A 21,056-nucleotide genomic window follows, 5' to 3' on the forward strand; every position below is an offset into this window, starting at 1 on the left:
GCACGACCCGCACGCACCAAGTCACGGTGGCGCCGGCATCCCGACCCGGTCCCGGCGCCGCCCCCCACCCAGACACCCCAGGGACGACATGACCCAGCACCTCGCTGCCCCCTCCACCGGCACGTCCGACGGCGCCCCGGGCCACCGCACCGGCTGGTGGCAGGACGCGGTGATCTACCAGGTCTATCCGCGCAGCTTCGCCGACGGCAACGGCGACGGCATGGGCGATCTCGCAGGCGTCACCGCCCGGCTCCCGTACCTCAGGGACCTCGGCGTCGACGCGGTGTGGCTCAGCCCCTTCTACGCCTCCCCGCAGGCCGACGCGGGCTACGACGTCGCCGACTACCGGGCCATCGACCCCATGTTCGGCACCCTGCTGGACGCCGACGCCCTGATCCGGGACGCCCACGACCTGGGCCTGCGGATCATCGTCGACCTGGTGCCCAACCACTCCTCCGACCAGCACGAGTGGTTCAAGCGCGCGCTCGCCGAGGGCCCCGGCTCCGCGCTGCGCGAGCGCTACCACTTCCGCCCCGGAAAGGGCGCGACCGGCGAACTCCCACCCAACGACTGGGAGTCCATCTTCGGTGGCCCGGCCTGGACCCGGACCACCGACGCGGACGGCACGCCCGGCGAGTGGTACCTCCACCTCTTCGCGCCCGAGCAGCCCGACTTCAACTGGGAACACCCGGCCGTCGCCGACGAGTTCCGCTCGATCCTGCGCTTCTGGCTCGACATGGGCGTCGACGGCTTCCGGGTCGACGTCGCGCACGGTCTCGTCAAGGCCGAAGGGCTGCCCGACCTGGGCGCGCACGACCAGCTGAAGCTGCTCGGAAACGATGTCATGCCGTTCTTCGACCAGGACGGTGTGCACGAGATCTACCGCAGCTGGCGCACCATCCTGGACGAGTACCCCGGTGATCGAATCGCGGTCGCCGAGGCCTGGACCCCCACCGTCGAGCGCACCGCCAACTACGTGCGCCCCGACGAGATGCACCAGGCCTTCAACTTCCAGTACCTGTCGACCGCCTGGGACGCCGCCGAGCTGCGCACCGTCATCGACACCTCACTCAACGCCATGCGTCCGGTCGGCGCCCCCACCACCTGGGTGCTCTCCAACCACGACGTCACCCGGCACGCGACCCGGTTCGCCAACCCGGCCGGCCTCGGCACCCAGATCCGTACCGCGGGCGACCGCGAGCTGGGCCTGCGCCGGGCCCGTGCCGCCAGCCTGCTGATGCTGGCGCTGCCCGGCTCCGCCTACGTCTACCAGGGCGAGGAGCTCGGCCTGCCCGACGTCACCGACCTGCCAGACGAGGCCCGCCAGGACCCGTCGTTCTTCCGGGCCGAGGGCCAGGACGGCTTCCGCGACGGCTGTCGCGTGCCGATCCCGTGGACCCGTGAGGGCAGCTCGTACGGCTTCGGCGACGGCGGCAGCTGGCTGCCGCAGCCCACCGGCTGGGGCGAGCTGAGCATCGAGGCACAGACCGGCGTGTCCGGCTCCACCCTGGAGCTGTACCGGGCCGCGATCGCCGCCCGCCGGGTGCACCCCGGGCTCGGCGCCGGGACCGCGGTGGAGTGGCTGGACGGCCCCGAGGGCGTGCTGGTCTTCGCCCGTCCCGGCTTCGTCTGCACCGTCAACACCACGGGCGCCCCGGTCCGGGTCCCCGTACGCGGCACCGTCCTGCTGTCGAGCAGCCCGGTCCAGGCCGACGGCGCCGAGATCGAGCTGCCGGCGGACACCACGGTGTGGTGGACGGTGTGACCGTCCCCCCGCCCAGGGCAGGCGGCGCGCTGAGGCTCTCGGACATCGCCGGCCAGGCGTCCGTCAGCGAGGCGACCGTCAGCCGGGTGCTCAACGGCAAGCCGGGCGTCGCGGACACCACGCGTCAGCGGGTGCTCGCGGCGCTCGACATCCTCGGCTACGAGCGCCCCGTAAGGCTGCGGCAGCGCAGCGCCGGGCTGATCGGACTGGTGACGCCCGAGCTCACCAACCCGATCTTCCCGGCGTTCGCGCAGTCCGTGGAACAGGTCCTGGCGGGCCACGGCTACACCCCGGTGCTCTGCACCCAGCTGCCCGGCGGCGCGACCGAGGACGAGCTCGTCGAGCAGCTCGTCGAACGCGGCGTCGGCGGCATCGTGTTCCTCTCCGGACTGCACGCCGACACCTCGGCCGACCCGGCGCGCTACGCCGCGCTGACCGACCGCGGCGTGCCGTTCGTGCTGATCAACGGCTACAACGAGCGGATCAGCGCCCCGTTCGTCTCGCCCGATGACAACGCTGCCGTGCGGATGGCCGTGGGGCATCTCGCCGAACTCGGCCACCGCCGGGTCGGTCTGGCCATCGGACCTCAGCGCTATGTGCCCTCCCGCCGCAAGCGGGACGGGTTCGTGGACGCTGCGGTCGCGTTGCTGGGCCTGGACCGCGCCGACGCCGAAACCCTGGTCTGTTCCACGCTGTTCAGCGTCGAGGGCGGTCAGGTGGCGGCCGGTGCGCTGCTGGACCAGGGCTGCACGGGCATCGTCTGCGGCAGCGACCTGATGGCGCTGGGCGTGGTGCGTGCCGCCCGGGACCGCGGGCTCGACGTGCCGCGCGACGTGTCCGTGGTCGGCTTCGACGACTCGCAGCTCATCGCGTTCACCGACCCGCCGCTGACCACGGTGCGCCAGCCCGTGCAGGCGATGGCGGCGGCCGCGGTGGGCGCACTGCTTGAGGAGATCGGCGGAAGTCCCGTACAGCGCACGGAGTACGTGTTCCAGCCGGAGCTGGTGGTACGGGGATCCACGGCGGCGCTGCGCAGCGCCTGAGCGGCGGGGGGAATCGGGGCCGGGTCCGGAGGGGGGACCCGGCCCCGACGCGCGTCCTCCGGGGCCGGCGCCGCGAGCTCGCAGCTCAGGGGGGCGGTGATTCCGACGGGACGACGGATGGCGGGCCAGCGGCTTCTCCTCGGGGTCGTCGTCCTCCGCGACGTAGCTGACCCAGCTCGCGGACTGCCGCGCCCAGGAGGCGGGCACGTCGAAGGTGATGCCGCGCTTGGCGTTGACCACCGTGTTCCAGCCGGGGACGAGCGGGCCCGAGCTGCCATCGGCCGCGGACCGGTCGGTGCCGTCGGGGCTCGCCGAGCCCGTCGCCGCGGGCTTCGTGTCGGTCTTCGCGTTCCCCTCGCCCCCGTCGTCGCGGAGCACCAGGAAACTGGTCACGCCGCAGGCCACGACGACCGCCGCGGAAGCGGCCACGACAGCGGTCACGGTCCTGTTCCGGCGGCGGGGCTCGGGAGCGCCCATGCCGAGTGTGGGTGCGGCGTGCCAGTCGGGGCCCGGCAGGCCGGGCTGCGGCGGAGTCGAACCGGGGGATTCGGCCCGGGGGTTCGGCTGATCACGGGGCGACTGCTGTTCTGGCCACATGGAAGGCGAGTCTAGTGAGGCCTGCCGGGCCTGTTGCGGCGGTGCGGTTCCTGACGGTTCGTCATCGCCGGCGAGCGGATCGCGACTGCGGGGGTCACGCACAGGAGAGGCCCCGAGGCCGGCCCGGATGGGCCGGCGGGGAAGCGGCCTCGGGGCCTTTCCGGTGGTGTGACCGGTCCGGCCGGCCGGGCGCGTGGGGCCCGTGGGTGACGGGACCCCCGGCCGGCCGGACCGGAGTCGGGAGAAAGGTAACAGCGCTGCAATGTCTTGCGTAAGACCTTGCAGGAAGAAATCTGCAGTATTTCGTGGATGTGAGCAGGTCGTGTCCAAAGGGTTGACCGGAACCTGACGGACTCGTACGGTCTCCCCGCGGCAAGGTTTGCATTCTTGCAGCAAGAAGATTCAGGAGCCTTGAGGGCAGGGCGCGTTGCCGTATGAGGCTGCGAGGCTCGCGGGTTGCCTCGGACCGGAGAGCGGACGCGGTCTGGTGTGTGCGGTTCCAAGGCGGAGGGCGTCGACGCGGAGCGCCGGCGACCGACGACAACGCCGGAAGCGTGCGCGCCAGGGCGTGGCCGCCCGGTCGGAGGTGATCCGCAAGCCTCTGAACCGTCACCCGCATTTCCCCCACAGCAGGAGGAAAACATGGCCAGCAGACCCTTGTCTGCCGCGCTCGCTCTGATAGCGGGCGCCGCCGCCCTCGTGGTCCCCGCCACGAACGCGCAGGCCTCCGCCCCGGGTACCAAGGACGTCACCGCTGTCCTCTTCGAGTGGAAGTTCGACTCCGTAGCCAAGGCGTGTACGGACTCCCTCGGCCCGGCCGGCTACGGCTACGTGCAGGTCTCGCCGCCCCAGGAGCACATCCAGGGCGGGCAGTGGTGGACCTCGTACCAGCCGGTCAGCTACAAGATCGCCGGACGGCTCGGCGACCGCACCTCGTTCGCCAACATGGTCAGCACCTGCCACAGCGCGGGCGTCAAGGTCGTGGCCGACTCGGTCATCAACCACATGTCGGCCGGTTCCGGCACGGGCACGGGCGGGTCCTCGTACAGCAAGTACGACTACCCCGGCCTGTACTCGGTCAACGACATGAACGACTGCCAGTCGCAGATCAACAACTACGGCGACCGGGCCAACGTCCAGAACTGTGAGCTCGTCGGCCTGGCCGACCTGGACACCGGTGAGGACTACGTCCGCGGCAAGATCGCCGGATACCTCAACGACCTGCTCTCCCTGGGCGTCGACGGCTTCCGCATCGACGCGGCCAAGCACATCCCCGCCGGTGACCTCGCCAACATCAAGTCCCGGCTGAGCAACTCCGGCGTCTACTGGAAGCAGGAGGCGATCTACGGCGGCGGCGAGGCCGTCTCGCCCGACGAGTACGCCGGCACCGGCGACGTCCAGGAGTTCCGCTACGCCCGCAGCCTCAAGCAGGTCTTCAACAACGAGAACCTCGCCAACCTGAAGAACTTCGGCGAGGGCTGGGGCTTCATGTCCTCCTCGAAGGCCGCGGTGTTCGTCGACAACCACGACACCGAGCGCAACGGCGAGACGCTGAACTACAAGGACGGCGCGAACTACACCCTCGCCAGCGTGTTCATGCTGGCCTGGCCCTACGGCTCGCCCGACGTCCACTCCGGCTACGAGTGGTCGGACAAGGACGCCGGTCCGCCCAGCGGCGGCACGGTGAACGCCTGCTTCAGCGACGGCTGGAAGTGCCAGCACGCCTGGACCGAGATCTCCTCCATGGTCGGCTTCCGCAACACCGCACGCGGTGAGGCCGTCACCAACTGGTGGGACAACGGCGGCGACCAGATCGCCTTCGGCCGCGGCTCCAAGGCGTACGTCGCGATCAACCACGAGGGTTCATCCCTGACCCGTACGTTCCAGACCTCGCTGCCCGCAGGCGACTACTGCGACATCCAGTCCGGCAACGGCGTCACGGTCAACGGCTCCGGCCAGTTCACCGCCACGCTCGGCGCCAACACGGCTCTCGCCCTCCAGACCGGCGCCCGTACCTGCACCGGCGGCGGCACCGACCCGACGGACCCGACCGACCCCGGCACGGGCACGTCCGGCGCCTCCTTCGGCGTCAACGCCACCACCCAGCTCGGCCAGAACATCTACGTCACCGGCAACCAGTCCGCCCTCGGCAGCTGGAACCCCGCCGCCGCGCTGAAGCTGGACCCGGCCACGTATCCCGTCTGGAAGCTCGACGTGAGCCTGCCCGCCGGTACGTCGTTCGAGTACAAGTACGTCCGCAAGGACGCGAGCGGCAACGTCACCTGGGAGAGCGGTGCCAACCGCACGGCCACGGTGCCGTCCTCCGGCAAAGTCACGCTGACCGCCGACGTCTGGCGCAGCTGACCCCTTACGCCTCACCTGCCGGACGGGCCCCACCGGCCCGTCCGGCCCTGCACCCGTACCCCGTCGAGGAGAACCCGAGTGATACGTCCGTACCCGCGCGTGTCCGCGCGAAGAGCGGCGCCCGCCGCCGTCGTCGCGGCCGCCCTGTGCGCGGCCCTCGTGCCCGCGCTGCCCGCCGCCGCGGCCAGGCCGCCCGCCGCGCCCTCGGACGCCAGGCTGGCGGCCCAGCCCGACCGTCACGACCTGACCCGCGAGCAGTTCTACTTCGTCATGCCCGACCGCTTCGCCAACGGCGACACCGGCAACGACCGGGGCGGGCTGACCGGTTCGCGGCTGGAGACCGGGTACGACCCCACCGACAAGGGCTTCTACCAGGGCGGCGACCTCAAGGGGATGACCAGCCGCCTCGACTACATCAAGGGGCTCGGCACGACCGCCATCTGGCTCGCCCCGATCTTCAAGAACCGCCCTGTCCAGGGCACAGGCAAGGACGCGTCGGCCGGCTACCACGGCTACTGGATCACCGACTTCACCCAGGTCGACCCGCACTTCGGAACCAACGCCGACCTGACGAAGCTGATCGAACAGGCCCACCGCAAGGGCATGAAGGTCTTCTTCGACGTCATCACCAACCACACCGCCGACACCGTCGACTACGCCGAGAAGACCTACGGCTACAAGCCCAAGGGCGCCTACCCGTACCTCGACCGGAACGGCCGGCCCTTCGACGACGCCGCGGGCATGGCGAAGACGGACGCGGACTCGTTCCCGTACAAGCCGGTCACCACCGGCGGCAAGACGCCGTCCTGGCTCAACGACCCGACGATGTACCACAACCGCGGCGACTCGACCTATGCCGGCGAGTCCACCACGTACGGCGACTTCTCCGGGCTCGACGACCTGTGGACCGAGCGGCCCGAGGTCGTCTCCGGCATGGAGAAGATCTACGAGAAGTGGGTCCGCGACTTCCGTATCGACGGCTTCCGGATCGACACCGTCAAGCACGTCGACATGGACTTCTGGACCCAGTGGGCGACCGCGCTCGACACCTACGCGGCCAAGCACGGCCGCAAGGACTTCTTCATGTTCGGCGAGGTCTACTCCGCCGACACCGCGATCACTTCCCCTTACGTCACCCAGGGGCGGCTGGACGCGACGCTCGACTTCCCCTTCCAGGAAGCGGCCCGTCAGTATGCCTCGCAGGGCGCCCCGGCCTCCGAGCTCGCCGCCGTCTTCGGCGACGACTACCGGTACACCACCGACAAGGCCAACGCCTACGAGCAGGTGAAGTTCCTCGGCAACCACGACATGGGCCGCATCGGGACCTTCCTCAAGCAGGACAACCCGAAGGCCGACGACGCGGAGCTGGTCAAGCGCGCCGAGCTCGCCAACGAGCTGATGTTCCTCAGCCGCGGCAACCCCGTCGTCTACTACGGCGACGAGCAGGGCTTCACGGGCGCAGGCGGCGACAAGGACGCCCGGCAGACCATGTTCGCCTCGAAGACCGCGGACTACCTCGACGACGACGAGCTGGGCACCGACCGTACGCACGCCTCCGACGCGTACGACACCACGCACCCGCTCTACCGGTCCATCGCCGCGCTCTCCGAGCTGACCGCGAAGAACCCGGCGCTGCGCGACGGCGTCCAGACCGAGAGGTACGCCGAGGGCTCCGTCTACGCCTTCTCCCGTACGGACCCCGAGCGCGGCAACGAGTACGTCGTCGCCACCAACAACGGCACCGCGGCGAAGACCGTCGAGTTGTCCACGGAGTCCGCCGGAATGGACTTCCGTACGCTGTACGGCGGTTCCGGCACGGTCCGCAGCGGCGCCGACAAGAAGATCACCGTCACCGTCCCGGCGCTGTCCAGCATCGTGCTCCGCGCCGCGAAGACCCTGAACGCCCCCGCGGCCAGGCCCTCGATCACGCTGAAGGCACCGGCCGCCGGCGCCACCGGCACCGTCGAGCTCACCGCCGACGTCGACGGCGGCTCCCTCAACCGGGTCGTCTTCGCCGCCCAGACCGGCAACGGCGCGTGGACCACCCTCGGCACCGCCGACCACGCCCCGTACAAGGTCACCCAGACCATCGGTGACACGACCGCCGCCGGAACACCGCTGCGCTACAAGGCCGTTGTGGTCGACCGCACCGGACGCACCGCGAGCGCGCTCGCCGCGTCGGCCGCCGGACAGGCCCCCGCCCCGGCGAAGCCCGTCGCGGTCGAACGCGACTACGCCGTCATCCACTTCAAGCGCGCCGACGGCGACTACGACGGCTGGCAGGCCAGGTCGGGCGACACCACCGCCGCCTTCGCCGGCCGGGACGCCTACGGCGCCTTCGCCTGGATCAAGGTGCCCGAGGGCGCCTCCGCGGTTCCGTACACCGTCGAGAAGGCCGGCACCGCCGACGGGGCCGAGCGCACCGTCGACCTCGCGAAGACCGGCCAGGTCTGGATCGAGCAGGGCAAGGACGGCCAGACCGACACCGCCCCCGACGGCGCCTACCCCGCACCGGACAGCACCAAGGCCGTCCTGCACTACTACCGGGCCGACGGCGACTACGACGGCTGGGGACTGCACACCTGGACCGGCGCCAAGGAACCCACCGACTGGTCCAAGCCGCTCCAGCCGGTGAAGAAGGACTCCTCCGGCGTCACCTTCGAGGTCCCGCTCGCCGACGGGGCCACCTCGCTCAGCTACATCCTGCACCGCGGCGACGAGAAGGACCTGCCCAGCGACCAGTCGCTCGACATCGCGAGCTACGGCCACGAGGTCTGGATGCTCGGCGGTACGGCCGGCTATCTGCTGCCGCAGACCGGCGGCGTTCCCACCCCCGACCTCACCAAGGCCGAGGCGCAGTGGATCGACTCCGACACCGTCGTGTGGAAGGTGAAGGCCACCGACGCCACCAGCCAGCAGCTCGTCTATGCATCGAGCGGCGGCATCTCCGTCGTCGACGGCGCACTCTCCGACGAGGGCCAGTGGCTGAGGCTCAGCCCGTCCGCACTGACCGACGCGCAGAAGACGAAGTACCCGCACCTCAAGGACTACCCGGCCTTCACCGTCGACGCCCGTGACCGGGACAGGGTCCGCGAGGCCCTGCGCGGCCAGCTGATCGCCACCCAGCGCGCGGCCAACGGCGCCCTGCTCGCCGCCACCGGCGTCCAGAGCGCCGGCGTGCTCGACGACCTCTACGGGACGAAGGCGGGCAGCGCCTCGCTCGGCCCGGTCTTCCGGCACGGCACACCCACCCTGTCCGTCTGGGCGCCCACCGCCCGTACCGTCTCGCTCGAACTCGACGGCAGGACCGTCCCGATGCGGCGCGACGACCGCACCGGCGTCTGGTCCGTCACCGGGAAGCGGAGCTGGAACGGCAAGCCCTACCGGTACGCCGTGAACGTCTGGGCACCCACCGTCCAGAAGCTCGTCACCAACAAGGTCACCGACCCCTACTCCACCGCGCTGACCACCGACTCCGCCCGGAGCCTCGTGGTCGACCTCGAAGACGGCAGGCTCGCGCCGAAGGGCTGGAGCGGGCTGGCCAAGCCCGCCGCCGTGCCGCTGCGCGACGCCCAGATCCAGGAACTCCAGATCCGCGACTTCTCGATCGCGGACCCCACGTCCAAGCACCCCGGTGAGTACCTCGCCTTCACCGACACCCGCTCGGACGGGATGAAGCACCTCAAGGAGCTCGCCGGCTCCGGCACCAACTACGTCCACCTGCTGCCCGCCTTCGACATCGGCACCATCCCCGAGAAGAAGAAGGACCAGCAGAAGCCGGCCTGCGACCTGTCCGTCTACGCCCCCGACTCCGAGGAGCAGCAGGCCTGCGTGGCGAAGGCCGCCGCGAAGGACGCCTTCAACTGGGGCTACGACCCGCTGCACTACACCGTCCCCGAGGGCAGCTACGCCTCCGACCCCGACGGCACCAAGCGCACCGTCGAGTTCCGGCAGATGGTCCAGGGCCTCAACGGCGCCGGACTGCGGACCGTCATGGACGTCGTCTACAACCACACCGTCGCCTCCGGCCAGGACGACAAGTCCGTCCTCGACAAGATCGTGCCCGGCTACTACCAGCGGCTCCTGGAGGACGGCACCGTCGCCACCTCCACCTGCTGCGCCAACACCGCGCCCGAGAACACCATGATGGGCAAGCTCGTCGTGGACTCGGTCGTCACCTGGGCCAAGGAGTACAAGGTCGACGGCTTCCGCTTCGACCTGATGGGCCACCACCCCAAGGCCAACATCCTGGCTGTCCGCAAGGCGCTCGACGCGCTGACCGTGGCCAAGGACGGCGTCGACGGGAAGAAGATCATCCTGTACGGGGAGGGCTGGAACTTCGGTGAGATCGCCGACGACGCCCGCTTCGTCCAGGCCACGCAGAAGAACATGGCCGGCACCGGCATCGCCACCTTCTCCGACCGGGCCCGCGACGCCGTACGCGGCGGCTCCCCGTTCGACGAGGACCCCGGCGTGCAGGGCTTCGCCACCGGCCTCTACACCGACCCCAACACCTCCACCCACAACGGCACCGAGGCCGAGCAGAAGGCCCGGCTGCTCCACTACCAGGACCTGATCAAGGTCGGACTCACCGGCAACCTCGCCGACTACACCTTCACCGACACCACCGGCACCGCGGTCAAGGGCTCGGGCGTCGACTACAACGGAGCCCCGGCCGGATACGCCGCGGTCCCCGGCGACGCCCTCGCCTACTCCGACGCACACGACAACGAGACGCTGTACGACGCCCTCGCCTTCAAGCTCCCGGCGGGCACCTCGGCAGCCGACCGGTCCCGCATGCAGGTCCTGGCCATGGCGACGGCCACCCTCTCGCAGGGCCCCTCGCTCTCCCAGGCCGGCACGGACCTGCTGCGCTCCAAGTCGCTGGACCGCAACTCCTTCGACAGCGGCGACTGGTTCAACGCCCTGCACTGGGACTGCCGCGCAGGCAACGGCTTCGGCCGCGGCCTGCCGCCGGCCGCCGACAACCAGGCCAAGTGGTCCTACGCCAAGCCGCTGCTGAGCAACACGGCGATCAGCCCCGGCTGCGCACAGATCAACGGCGCCTCGGCCGCGTACCAGGACCTGCTCACCATCCGGTCCACGGAGAAGGACTTCGACCTCTCCACCGCCGGACAGGTGCAGTCCACGCTCTCCTTCCCGCTCTCCGGCAAGGACGAGACCCCCGGTGTGATCACCATGCGGCTCGGCAAGCTGGTCGTCGTCCTCAACGCCGCCCCCGGCATCACCACCCAGAAGGTCGCCGCTCTGGCCGGGAAGAACTACGCCCTGCACCCCGTCCAGGCGGCGGGCGCGGATCTTACCGTCAAGAAGTCGACGTACGAGAGGAGTTCGGGAAGCTTCACCGTCCCGGGACGCACGGTGGCGGTGTTCTCACTGCGCTGACCCGCAACGGGACTACCGTATGGGCAGCCGCCGGGGAGAGCCGCAGCACCACACTCCCGGGCGCGCCCTCCCACTCCACCAGGCCGGTCCCGGCCTCCTTCCCCGTACGGCACCGGCGTCGATCGCCTGCCGGTGCCGTACGGGGCACGGGGGCCGGGACCGGCCGCTCCACCCGGTCAGCGACGGTGACGATGGCGAGCAACATTCCCGAGGAGACCACGAGTTTCGTCGGACGCGAGGCAGAACTCGACCGGATCGGGCACTCCCTCGCCACCGGCCGGCTGACCACCCTCACCGGTACCGGCGGCGTCGGCAAGACCCGGCTGGCCGTCCGCGCGGCCGGGCGCGCGGAATCCGCGTACCGCGACGGTGTCCGGTGGGCCGATCTCGCCCCTCTCCACGACGACGGACTGCTCCTTGCCACCGTCTCCGACGCGGTCGGACTCAGCGACCACACCCTGCGGATGCCCATCGACGTGCTGTGCGAATGGCTCGCCGACAAGCAGCTCCTGCTGGTCCTGGACTCCTGCGAACACCTGCGCCCCGCCTGCGCGCATCTCCTCGGCGAGATCCTCACCACCTCGCCCGGGCTCACCGTCCTCGCCACCAGCAGACAGCCCCTGAACATGAAGGGCGAGCAGACCGTCGACGTGGAGCCCCTGCCCGTCGACGGCACGGCCGACGCCCTCACCCTGTTCCTGGAGCGGGCGGCCGCCGCCGCCCCCGGCACACCCCTCGACGAACCCGCCACCATCGCGGCCGTCGCCGAGATCTGCCGGCGTCTCGACGGAATCCCCCTCGCCGTCGAACTGGCCGCCGCGGGCATCGGGCGCCAGAGCGCCCAGGAGATCGCCGGCCGGCTCGCCTCCCGCCTCGACGTGTTCGCCGATGCCACGCTCAGGCCGATGCGCCACCGCACCCTGCGTACCACCATCGGCTGGTCCCACGAGCTGTGCACCCCGCTGGAACGGCTGCTCTGGGCCCGGCTCGCCGTACTGCGCGGCGACTTCGACGAGTCCACGGCCATCACCGTCTGTGCCGGTGGACCGCTCACCGCGGACGCGATCCCGAAGACCCTGCGCGCCCTGGTCGCCAAGTCCGTCGTCGCCCGCGACGGCGAACGCCACCGCATGCTGGACACGCTGCGCGAGTACGGCCGGATGTGGCTCGCCGAACTCGGCGAGGAACGCGCGGCAGCCGACCGGCACGCCGCCTGCTTCCTCCAACTGGCCCGCGGCGCCCATGCGGGCTGGACCGGCGACGACCAGATCCACTGGTACCACCGCATCGCCGATGCGCACGCCGACCTGTGCGCAGCCCTCGACCACCTCCTGGCCCACGACGCCGCCGCCGCCCAGGAGATGGCCGGCCGGATCGGCTTCTTCTGGTGCTGCTGCGGCCACCTCGCGCAGAACCGGGGCTACGCCCAGCGCGCCCTGGACGCCGGCCCCGCCACCGGCCCGCACCGCACCCGCGTCCTGTGGGTGCTCGGCATCTGCGTCCTGCTCCAGGGCGACTACCCCGCCGCCGAGCGCATCGGCGAGGAGTGCGTACGGGCGGCGGCGGACGACGGCACCGACGAGGGGGTCCTCGCCGCCGCCTATCTGCGCGGCCTCACCCATCTGATGACCGGCGAACCGGAGAAGGGGCTGCGCGCGGCCGACCGGGTCCTGCGCACCACCGTGGCCGGCACCCCGCTCGAAACCGCCTACCGGCTGCGCTGCCACCTGATCACCGTCTTCGCCCTGACCGGCCTCGGCCGACTGGACGAGGCCGCCGAGGCCGCCGTCGTCCTGCGCGCGGCCTGCGAGGCCAGGGACGAGTGCTGGACCCTGAGCTATGTCGACTACCAGCTCGCCCTGATCGCCCTGCTCCAGGGCCACGCCACTGCGGCCGCCACGCACGCCAGGTCCATGCTCGCGGGCAAGCACCGGCTCCGCGACCGCTTCGGCATCGCGCTCGGCCTCGACATCCTGGCCGCCGCGATCGCCGCCCAGGGCGAAGGCGCCGAAGCCGCCCGGGTGTACGGCACCGGGCAGGTCTACTGGCGCATGGTCGGTCACCCCCAGCGCGGCACCCCGGAACTGGGCCCGCTGCGCGAGGCCTGCGAACGCCAGGCCCGCGCCGCCGTGGGCGACGCCGCCTACCGGCTTGCCTTCGAACGGGGCCGCTCCGACAGCGCGGAGGCGGGCCTGGCCCAAGCGCTCCACGGCGAATTGCTCACATAGTGAATTCTGCTTGTGCGCCTTCCCCGAACGAGGGAAGGGTAGAGGCGATCACCGTCCGCGCCCGCCGTCCCGCGCCCCGCCAGGAGACCTTCATGCCGCAGATCACCGTTGACTACTCCGCCGAGCTCGACGACACCTTCGACCGCTCCGGCTTCGCGGGTGCGCTGCACCCGCTGGTCGCCGAGAAGGTCACCACGAAGATCGCCGCCTGCAAGACCCGGTTCCGCCGGGTCGAGGAGACCGTGGTGGCCGACGCACCCGACGGCGACGCGCTCGTGCACGTAGACATCTCGCTGCTGCCCGGCCGCACCCCCGAGATCAAGGCCGGGCTCACGGAATCCGTACTGGAGCTGCTGGCAGGGCACATCCGGCCGGCCGCCGGGCTGACCCTCCACCTCTCGGCCGAGGTGCGCGACCTCGATCCCTCCTACCGCAAGAACTGAGCTCCAGGAGGTCTCGCTACCGCAGCCGCTGAGGAGGCACGGCCGGCACGGCGGGCGCCAGTGAGGAGAGCCGCACCAGCAGGTCTCCGAACGGCCCGTCGGCCGGCTCCTGCGCGAGGACACGCAGCACGACGCCCGCCATCTCCTCGTTGTACGCGGCACTCACGGCGGCCAGCGCGGCGAAGTCGTGCACCAGCTGCAACTCCAGCTCCGCACGCGGGATCTGGCGTCCGTCCAGCCAGATCAGGGCCGTCGACTCGGCGAGCGAGACCCAGGACCGTACGACCAGTCTCAGCCGGGCCGGGGGCTCCTCGACGCCCAGATGGGCCAGAATCTGCTCGCAGGCCGCCTGACGCACCCCGTCGATCATCGCGTTGGCCGTCGAGGAACCGACCGCCGGCCCGCCTCGCATCAGCGCTGCGAACCCGGCACCGTGGTCGTCGACGAAGTCGAAGAACCGCCCCATCACCCGCAACAGCCGTGCACCCAGAGGGCCTTCGCGCGGTTCCAGGAACCGTGCGGCCAGCTCGTCGGCCGCCCGCCCCAGCGCCGCCTCGTACAGGCTCTGCTTGCCCGGGAAGTAGTGGTAGACCAGCGGCCGGGAGATCCCGGCCGCAGCGGCGATCTCGTCGATCGACACCTCGTCCGGGGGCCGGTGGCTGAACAACTCCAGCGCGACACCGATCAACTGCTGTCTGCGCTCCTCGACGCCCATCCTGCGCCGTACCCCGGTCGTCATGAGGAACAGGGTACCGACAGGCGGGCCGGGCATCCGTCTAGAGGTCCAGTACCAGGCGTTCCCCCCGGCACCGCGACACGCAGATCAGCATCGAATCGCGCCGCTCCGCGTCCGTCAGCAGATCGTCCCGGTGCTCGATGTCGCCTTCCAGGACGCGCTGTTGGCACGTTCCGCAGAAGCCCTGCTCGCAGGAGTACGAGACATGCGGCAGCTCGGCCCGTACGGCGGCGAGCACCGACTGACCGGCCGCGACCGGCACGGTGCGGCCCGAGCGGCGCAGCTCCACCTCGAACGGTGCCGACCCGGCGGCCTCCGCGCCCGACGCGGAGAACCGCTCCAGGTGCAGGGTGCAGCCCGGCGGGAGCGCGGCAGCGACGGCGTCCATCAAGGGCTCGGGACCACAGCAGTGGACCGCCGTGCCCTCGGCCGCGTCCGCGAGGGCCGCCGCGACGTCCGGGTGGCCCGCCTCGTCCTGCGGGACGACGGTGACCCGGTCGCCGTCCCCGCCCAGCTTCTCGATCTCCGCCAGGAACGGCATCGTCGCCCGGCTGCGCCCCCCGTACAGCAGCCGCCAGTCGGCGCCCGAGGCCGCGAGCGTGCGCAGCATCGGCAGAACCGGCGTGATGCCGATGCCGCCGACGACGAAGAGGTACGAGGGGGCATCGGCCAGCGGGAAGCGGTTGCGGGGGCCGCGGACCTCGATCTCCTGGCCCTCGTGGAGCAGGGCGTGCACCTCGCGGGAGCCCCCGCGGCCGTCCTCGGCCAGCCGGATCGCCACGGTGTACGTGCCGCGCTCGGCCGGGTCGCCGCACAGTGAGTACTGACGGACCGGGCCGGACGGCAGTACCAGGTCCAGATGCGCGCCGGGCTGCCAGGGCGGCAGGTCCGGGCCCTCCAGACGGAGCTGTACGACGCCGTCCGCAGGCATGGTCCGCTCGGTGATCAGCAGCCGCCGGGCAGTGGTGGAACGGCGCTGCGCCCGGCCGGACACCGGTTCCTCCAGTGCGGGCAGCGGCCACAGCGGGGACTTCTCGATGCGCCGGCGCATCGCCCGCTTGGCGAGCAGTGCCGCGCCGGCCACTACGGCGACGGTACGCAGACGGGGGAGGGGGAGGGGCATCGTCAGCCGGCTTCCGTCGTGCGGGCCTCGGCCGCGACCGCGGCGGGCGAGTGGGAGAGATAGGCGACGGCCTGTGCGGTACTGCCCTCCTGCGAGGGGTGGTAGGTACGGCTCAGATAGCGCGGGATGGAACGCAGCATCGCGGGTGTGCTGGGCAGGGTGCCCCGCCGGCCGCTGCGGTAGAACTGCCCGAACGACGCCTTGCCGTCCAGCAGGCTCGGGTCGTTCTCCATGAAGAACCGGGCGCCGCGCTGCCAGAGGAAGGCCAGCGCGGAGAACGCCGTGGCCCAGGTCCGCACCCGCCGCCGGTAACTGCCGTCGACATGCATGAACACGTCGAACGCGACCGAGCGGTGCTCGACCTCCTCCGCACCGTGCCAGCGCAGCAGATCCAGCATCGTGGGATCGGCGCCGCGCCGCTCCAGCTCGTCGGCGTTGAGAATCCAGTCGCCGAGGAACGCGGTGTAGTGCTCGATCGCCGCGATCGTCGCCACCCGCTCCATCAGCCACCACTTGCGCGCCCGGCCCGGCGGCAGCGTCCGGTCGCCGAGCATCTTCTCGAAGAGCCAGTCGACCTGGGCGGTGTACGGGGTCGGGTCGAGACCGAGCTCCTTCAGGTGAGGGAGCACGTCGTCGTGGGCCTGGGAGTGCATCGACTCCTGGCCGATGAACCCGATGACATCCTGGCGCAGTTGCTCGTCGTGGATGTACGGGAGCACCTGGCGGTAGACGTGGATGAACCAGCGCTCCCCGGCCGGGAGCAGCAGGTGGAGCACGTTCATGGTGTGCGTGGAGAACGGGTCGCCCGGCAACCAGTGCAGGGGAGTCCTGTCCCAGGCGAAGGAGACTCGGCGGGCCTTGAGCGGTGTCCGCTCCGACGCGACCGCCGCCGGCTGCGTGTTAGACATGGTGTCAATGTACTGAGGGGTAGGCCCAGGGAACAGGGGCATGCCACGAATTCCTGAGCCGGCATCCGGCCGCGGCCCCGGTGCGCTCAACGCAGAGCCCCGACGTGGCTGCCGTCCGCGAGCCGCCCGGTCAGCCGCGCCCGGTCGCCCGCCCCGGCCGGCACCGCGAGCAGCCGGCCCCGCGCACGGCCGGTCACCCCGCCGGACGTGGTCAGCGACGCGAACTGCTCGCTGCCCGCCGCGAGTACGTACCACCGGCCGCCGCGCGACTTCCACAGCACGCCCGCCAGCACCTGCGGGGAGCGCGTCCCGCAGTCCGGCGAATCCTCCGCCCGCGCCGCGACCACCCCCGGCGGTCTGCTCCCCGGTGGCCGCCCGGACGGGGCCTGGAACTGGGCAAGGGCCCTGTTCCCGGTGCCCCGCCAGGTCTCCGCCCGGGTACACAGCCACTGGGCCGTGCCGTTCCCCTCGGGCAGCGACTGCGTCGCGTACAGCCATGAGTTCACCGTGCGCACCCCGTGCGAGCGCACGGCCGACAGCAGGCAGGCGGTCCGCGCCCAGCTCGCGTACTCCGAGCGCCCCGATACGTCGTGCGGCCTCGCCGGCGGGCCCGAGGTGAGCCGGACCGGGGCGAGTTCACCGAGATCCGTCACCAGCCGCACCGCCGCCTCGTCGGCCAGCTCGACGGCGTACCAGGACCGGCAGCCGGGTGCGGTCGCCGGGCTGGTCAGCGGATCGGTCACCCCGTCGGCGGAGCGGTGCAGCGCGCGCGGTGGCCGGCCCGGGGCGAGCAGATCCCGGACCCGCACCTGCCGCACCCAGGGCGCCGTCAGATAGCGGACCGCGCCCCCCGCCCGGGCCACGACCAGGGCGCCCGCCGACGTCACGTCCGCCCCGTCGACCCGTGCGAAGTCGAGCGCCGCGCCCTCGGACGGATCGGCGTCACGGGGCTCCGCATACCGCACGACCCGCAGCCCGTCGTAGAACAGCACCACCGCGGACGCGCCCACCTCGCCCGCGTACAGCAGCTGCGGCGGCCCCATCGGCGGCCCCACCGGCGTCCGCGGCGTCGCCGACGTCCGCACACCGCCGTCCGGCCGCGCCCACACCCGCAGCGCCCGCCGCAGCAGCCGCGTGTCCTCGGTGCGGTCGCCGCGGGTGGGCCAGGCGGTGAAGTCGGTACGCGGTGAGCGCTGCCAGAACATCGCGGGCACCCTCCGCAACGCCCCCGGATCCAGGGCCTTTTCGGCGGCGGGGTTGCGCGCGTACAGGGGCGCGGACAAGGCGTCACGGCCCCAGCCATCGCCCGGCAGACCCCACAGCGTCCCGCACACCAGCAGGGCGGCAATGCCGGCCAGCGCCGCCCGGACGTATCTGCGGCGGCGCGGCAGATCCGGCAGCCGGGCCTGGAGCGAACAGGGATCGAACCCGGACGACGCCAGCAGCGCGCAGGGGGCCGACACCCCGTCCGCCTCCATCAGCGCCGCATGCGGATCGGCCACCCCGGCGTCGGCCAGCACCCTCCGGACCTCGCCGTCCGCCAGCCCCTCCAGACCGCGCAGGACGAACGCGGCCCGCGCCGCGCCGCTCATCGCCGACAGCTGCTGCTCCAGGGCCAGTTCATCGACTCCGCCGGAGTGCGGGAACAGCCGGAGGCCCCAGGTCAGCGGCAGGACGGGCGGAAACTGGGCGCGACGCGGCCGCCGCCGCAGGCGCAGCGGCAGGCCCGCAGCCAGCGCGCCCCGCAGCACCTGCCGCCGGAGGTACGCGTAGCCAGGATCGGCCGGCTCCGCGCGGCCGGGACGGCGCGGCAGCGGAACGGCTTCGCTGTCCGCCGGCCCGGCTCTGCGTGCCGCCTGCAGGGACCGCTGGGCCAGCGCGTGGGCCGTGAGAACGCGCCGGTCGCGGCTCAGCGAGTGCGGCAGGACGAGATAGCCGAGCCGGGTCAGCCGCGGGTAGTGCTCGACGAGCGCGGCCTCGGACCGCCCCGCATCGAACCCGGCGGCGGCTGACGGTACCTCTGGCAGTGGACGCACGTTCAGCTGAACGAGCGAATCGTGCGATGGTCACTCCGGGTGATGTGAGGGGCCCGCCCCGCACGGCTTCTCGCGCCCGCGGGCCTTCTCGCGTTCGGCTGCCAGGACCCGCACCGAAGCGGCACGATGGGCGGATGACGACGCGGCGCGGGGCGCGAGGGGTGCAGGATGCGTGGCGCGCGGCGGCCCTCGTGGCCGGCTGCGTGGGCCTGGCCCTGCTCGCGGCATGCGACGGTGGCGGTGACGGGACCGCGATCCCGCCGACCGCCACCGGCACACTGGAGGAACTCGCCGCACAGGCGCACTGCGAGCCGAAGATCCAGACCGACGCCCAGGAGCTGCGGCAGGCCAACTGCACCACGGAAGAAGGGCGTTATGTGCTGGCCACCTTCGCCACCGACCGGGGCCAGCGGGAGTGGATCAACGAGGCCAACGACTACGGCGGTTCGTATCTGGTCGGCCGCAGGTGGGTCGCCGTCTCGGACGCCACGGTGATCGCAGCGCTGCGCGGCCGGCTCGGGGGGACGGTGGAGACTGCCTCGCCGCACCACTCGGGGAGTGGCGGCAGTGGGGGGAGCGAGGCAGGACACTCCGGTCACCGCGGGAGCTGACCGCGCAGGCGTGCGGGGGTGTTCGCCGCAGAGGTGGCCCTCAGCGGCACTTGCGCCCGTCGTTGATGCAGCTCACCACCTTCCGCATCAGCCTGTCGTCGAAGACGTTGATGAAGTCGCCGTGATCGGTGACGGGCTTGTGCAGCTGCTCCGGAAAGGAGTCGACGGCGAACCCGGGCCCCGGAGGTACGTCGTACACGATCCGCTGGACCAGTTGCGGAATGGCCCGGAAGCCGCCCGGGCACCTCCCGTCGTCCTGCGCGAAGGCCACATGGGTGCGGTGGTTCGCGCTGTCGGTGTTCCGGCCGTCCCAGCAGCTCTGGAAGGCGAAGGAACGGACGACCTGGCTGCCCTCCGGACAGATCGGGTACTTGTCCTTGAGTTGCCGGTCCTCGAAGCCGGTGCAGCTCCAGGAGGCGTTGGCATTGGCGTCGCCGTTGGTGAACGCCTTGGCGTCGCCGGTGATGATGCGCAGGAAGCGCGGCATGGCCGTGACCTTCCCGGTGGGATTCCCGGCGAACTTCAGCGTGACCTGGGACGGGGTCTGGATCTCGCCGGTGTTCTGGTCCCTGCCCCCGCCGTCGGCGTCGGCGTCGTTCTCCGCCGTGCCGTTCTGCAGGCGGAGCACGGGCCAGTAGTACGTGGACCGGTCGCCCTGGTTGCGGCAGGTGGTGTCCCCGGCCGCCAGGTCGTCGTCGCCCGAGAAGGCGTCCGTGGCCTGGTTGCCGACATAGTCGTGCATGTGGTGGGCGCCGTTGCCGACACCGGGGGCGGCGATGACGTTGTCCGGGTTGAACTTCCCGTTCTGGTTGCGCCCGCACTCGGTGGTGAAGGTGCCACGCGACGCGCCGCGCAGCCGGGCGGGCGTGCCGACGTCGGGCCGGACGGACTGGATGTCGACGAAGTCGGAGTCCTCGGGGCCGTTGCCGCCCTGGTCCTGGTCCTGGTCCTGATCGTCTCCGTCTCCGTCTCCGTTTCCGTCCCCGTCCCCGTTTCCGTCCTCGCCGGAACCGTCGTTCGTGGGCTCGCTCGTGGGCTCGTCCGAGGGACCGTCCGCTTCGTCGCCCCCTTCACCGCCCCCTTCGTCGTCCGCACGCAGACTGCACGGGGCCAGCGAGCCGAGCCCCTCCGGGCGTTGCGCGGTGCGCCCGATGGCGGTCGCGATGCGGTCGATGCTGGCGGCCCGCCGGGCCTCCAGCGGGTCGAGCACGGCGTTCCGGGCCAGCTGCGGATCCCTGGCCATCCTGTCCCTGCGGTCGGCGAACTCCCGGTAGGCATCGGTGATCTGGGTGTCCATGGCGGCCAGTTCGCGGTCGACCTCCGGCCGGGCCGGATCGGGCACCTCGGGGATCTCGTTGACCACTTCGGGGCAGTCGATGGTGGACGCCTGGCGGACCGGCTGCCAGTTCCGGCCGTGGGACGAGGCGGACGAGCCCTCGCCCGCAGAGGCGTAGACGTTGACCGCGGCCAGCCCACCCCCGCCCAGGATCAGTGCGGCCGAGGCGATGATCGCCCGGTTGGCCAGGGTGGAGCGTTTCTTGCGCGATGTGCGTCCCATGGAACTCCTCGGACTCCTCAGGCTTCGCGGGGGAGAAGCGTGACGTTCCATACGGGGCCGGTGCGCGGTCCGTTCAACGGGAGGTGGAATGCGTGTGCGTCAAGTGTCGGGCGTGCGCGTCCGGTTGGGGTGGCCGCAGCAGCTGGAGGCTTGGACTTTCACGCATGAGAGATAGGACGTATGAAGCGCACACCCTTCCCGAGAGCCGCTTCTTGCGGCAACATGCACGCGTCGGCAC

General features: G+C 71.6%; 13 protein-coding genes. 8 read left to right on the plus strand and 5 right to left on the minus strand.

Annotated elements, in window-relative coordinates; translation table 11 throughout:
* Positions 1–88: 88 nt before the first annotated feature.
* From ACIOEW_RS03835 to ACIOEW_RS03865, 7 genes are all read left to right on the plus strand, one after another.
* Positions 89–1,765, plus strand: a complete 1,677-nt coding sequence (locus ACIOEW_RS03835; protein WP_401961032.1) for a glycoside hydrolase family 13 protein — start codon at positions 89–91, stop codon at positions 1,763–1,765.
* Positions 1,750–2,808, plus strand: coding sequence for a LacI family DNA-binding transcriptional regulator (locus ACIOEW_RS03840; RefSeq protein ID WP_362556806.1), 1,059 nt, complete (start codon positions 1,750–1,752; stop codon positions 2,806–2,808). The genes ACIOEW_RS03835 and ACIOEW_RS03840 overlap by 16 nt, the downstream gene beginning before the upstream one ends.
* Positions 2,809–3,034: 226 nt before the next feature.
* On the plus strand, positions 3,035–3,376 hold the full coding sequence (locus ACIOEW_RS03845) for a hypothetical protein (protein WP_401961035.1): 342 nt from the start codon (positions 3,035–3,037) through the stop codon (positions 3,374–3,376).
* Positions 3,377–4,047: 671 nt separating this feature from the next.
* Positions 4,048–5,769, plus strand: coding sequence for a carbohydrate-binding module family 20 domain-containing protein (locus ACIOEW_RS03850; protein WP_401961038.1), 1,722 nt, complete (start codon positions 4,048–4,050; stop codon positions 5,767–5,769).
* Positions 5,770–5,847: 78 nt separating this feature from the next.
* The gene (gene pulA, locus ACIOEW_RS03855; protein WP_401961041.1) at positions 5,848–11,175 is read left to right on the plus strand and encodes a pullulanase-type alpha-1,6-glucosidase; all 5,328 of its coding nucleotides are present in this window, start codon (positions 5,848–5,850) and stop codon (positions 11,173–11,175) included.
* Between the two features lie 191 nt (positions 11,176–11,366).
* The gene (locus ACIOEW_RS03860) at positions 11,367–13,403 is read left to right on the plus strand and encodes an ATP-binding protein (protein ID WP_401961044.1); all 2,037 of its coding nucleotides are present in this window, start codon (positions 11,367–11,369) and stop codon (positions 13,401–13,403) included.
* Positions 13,404–13,495: 92 nt separating this feature from the next.
* Positions 13,496–13,846 carry an isomerase gene (locus ACIOEW_RS03865; RefSeq protein WP_362556798.1) on the plus strand — a complete coding sequence of 117 codons (351 nt, stop codon included), beginning with the start codon at positions 13,496–13,498 and terminating at the stop codon, positions 13,844–13,846.
* 16 nt (positions 13,847–13,862) lie between these two features.
* Here ACIOEW_RS03865 and ACIOEW_RS03870 read toward each other — a convergent pair whose 3' ends face one another.
* From ACIOEW_RS03870 to ACIOEW_RS03885, 4 genes are all read right to left on the minus strand, one after another.
* Complete coding sequence (locus ACIOEW_RS03870; protein WP_362556796.1) at positions 13,863–14,585, minus strand: TetR/AcrR family transcriptional regulator; 723 nt, start codon at positions 14,583–14,585, stop codon at positions 13,863–13,865.
* Positions 14,586–14,622: 37 nt separating this feature from the next.
* Entirely contained in the window at positions 14,623–15,705 is a 1,083-nt protein-coding gene (locus ACIOEW_RS03875; RefSeq protein WP_401961047.1) for a PDR/VanB family oxidoreductase, read from the minus strand.
* Positions 15,706–15,707: 2 nt separating this feature from the next.
* Complete coding sequence (locus ACIOEW_RS03880) at positions 15,708–16,613, minus strand: metal-dependent hydrolase (protein ID WP_401961050.1); 906 nt, start codon at positions 16,611–16,613, stop codon at positions 15,708–15,710.
* A gap of 86 nt (positions 16,614–16,699) precedes the next feature.
* Positions 16,700–18,649, minus strand: coding sequence for a hypothetical protein (locus ACIOEW_RS03885; RefSeq protein ID WP_401961053.1), 1,950 nt, complete (start codon positions 18,647–18,649; stop codon positions 16,700–16,702).
* A gap of 134 nt (positions 18,650–18,783) precedes the next feature.
* Between ACIOEW_RS03885 and ACIOEW_RS03890 the strand changes: the two genes are divergently transcribed.
* Positions 18,784–19,260 (plus strand): hypothetical protein, encoded by a 477-nt coding sequence (locus ACIOEW_RS03890; RefSeq protein WP_401961055.1) that lies wholly within the window; start codon positions 18,784–18,786, stop codon positions 19,258–19,260.
* A gap of 40 nt (positions 19,261–19,300) precedes the next feature.
* On the opposite strand, the gene ACIOEW_RS03895 is transcribed toward ACIOEW_RS03890, so the two are convergent.
* Positions 19,301–20,818: a DUF1996 domain-containing protein gene (locus tag ACIOEW_RS03895; RefSeq protein ID WP_401961058.1), complete on the minus strand. Its 1,518-nt coding sequence runs from the start codon at positions 20,816–20,818 to the stop codon at positions 19,301–19,303.
* Positions 20,819–21,056 lie beyond the last annotated feature (238 nt).

The sequence above is a fragment of the Streptomyces sp. NPDC087901 genome, from assembly GCF_044742205.1.
Taxonomy (GTDB): Bacteria; Actinomycetota; Actinomycetes; order Streptomycetales; family Streptomycetaceae; genus Streptomyces.

Coding starts and splice junctions, on each gene's coding strand:
- ACIOEW_RS03890 (WP_401961055.1), top strand. CDS start 18,784: ATGACGACGCGGCGCGGGGCGCGAGGGGTGCAGGATGCGTGGCGCGCG.
- ACIOEW_RS03865 (WP_362556798.1), top strand. CDS start 13,496: ATGCCGCAGATCACCGTTGACTACTCCGCCGAGCTCGACGACACCTTC.
- ACIOEW_RS03835 (WP_401961032.1), top strand. CDS start 89: ATGACCCAGCACCTCGCTGCCCCCTCCACCGGCACGTCCGACGGCGCC.
- ACIOEW_RS03870 (WP_362556796.1), bottom strand. CDS start 14,585: ATGACGACCGGGGTACGGCGCAGGATGGGCGTCGAGGAGCGCAGACAG.
- ACIOEW_RS03895 (WP_401961058.1), bottom strand. CDS start 20,818: ATGGGACGCACATCGCGCAAGAAACGCTCCACCCTGGCCAACCGGGCG.
- ACIOEW_RS03860 (WP_401961044.1), top strand. CDS start 11,367: ATGGCGAGCAACATTCCCGAGGAGACCACGAGTTTCGTCGGACGCGAG.
- ACIOEW_RS03880 (WP_401961050.1), bottom strand. CDS start 16,613: ATGTCTAACACGCAGCCGGCGGCGGTCGCGTCGGAGCGGACACCGCTC.
- ACIOEW_RS03875 (WP_401961047.1), bottom strand. CDS start 15,705: ATGCCCCTCCCCCTCCCCCGTCTGCGTACCGTCGCCGTAGTGGCCGGC.
- ACIOEW_RS03850 (WP_401961038.1), top strand. CDS start 4,048: ATGGCCAGCAGACCCTTGTCTGCCGCGCTCGCTCTGATAGCGGGCGCC.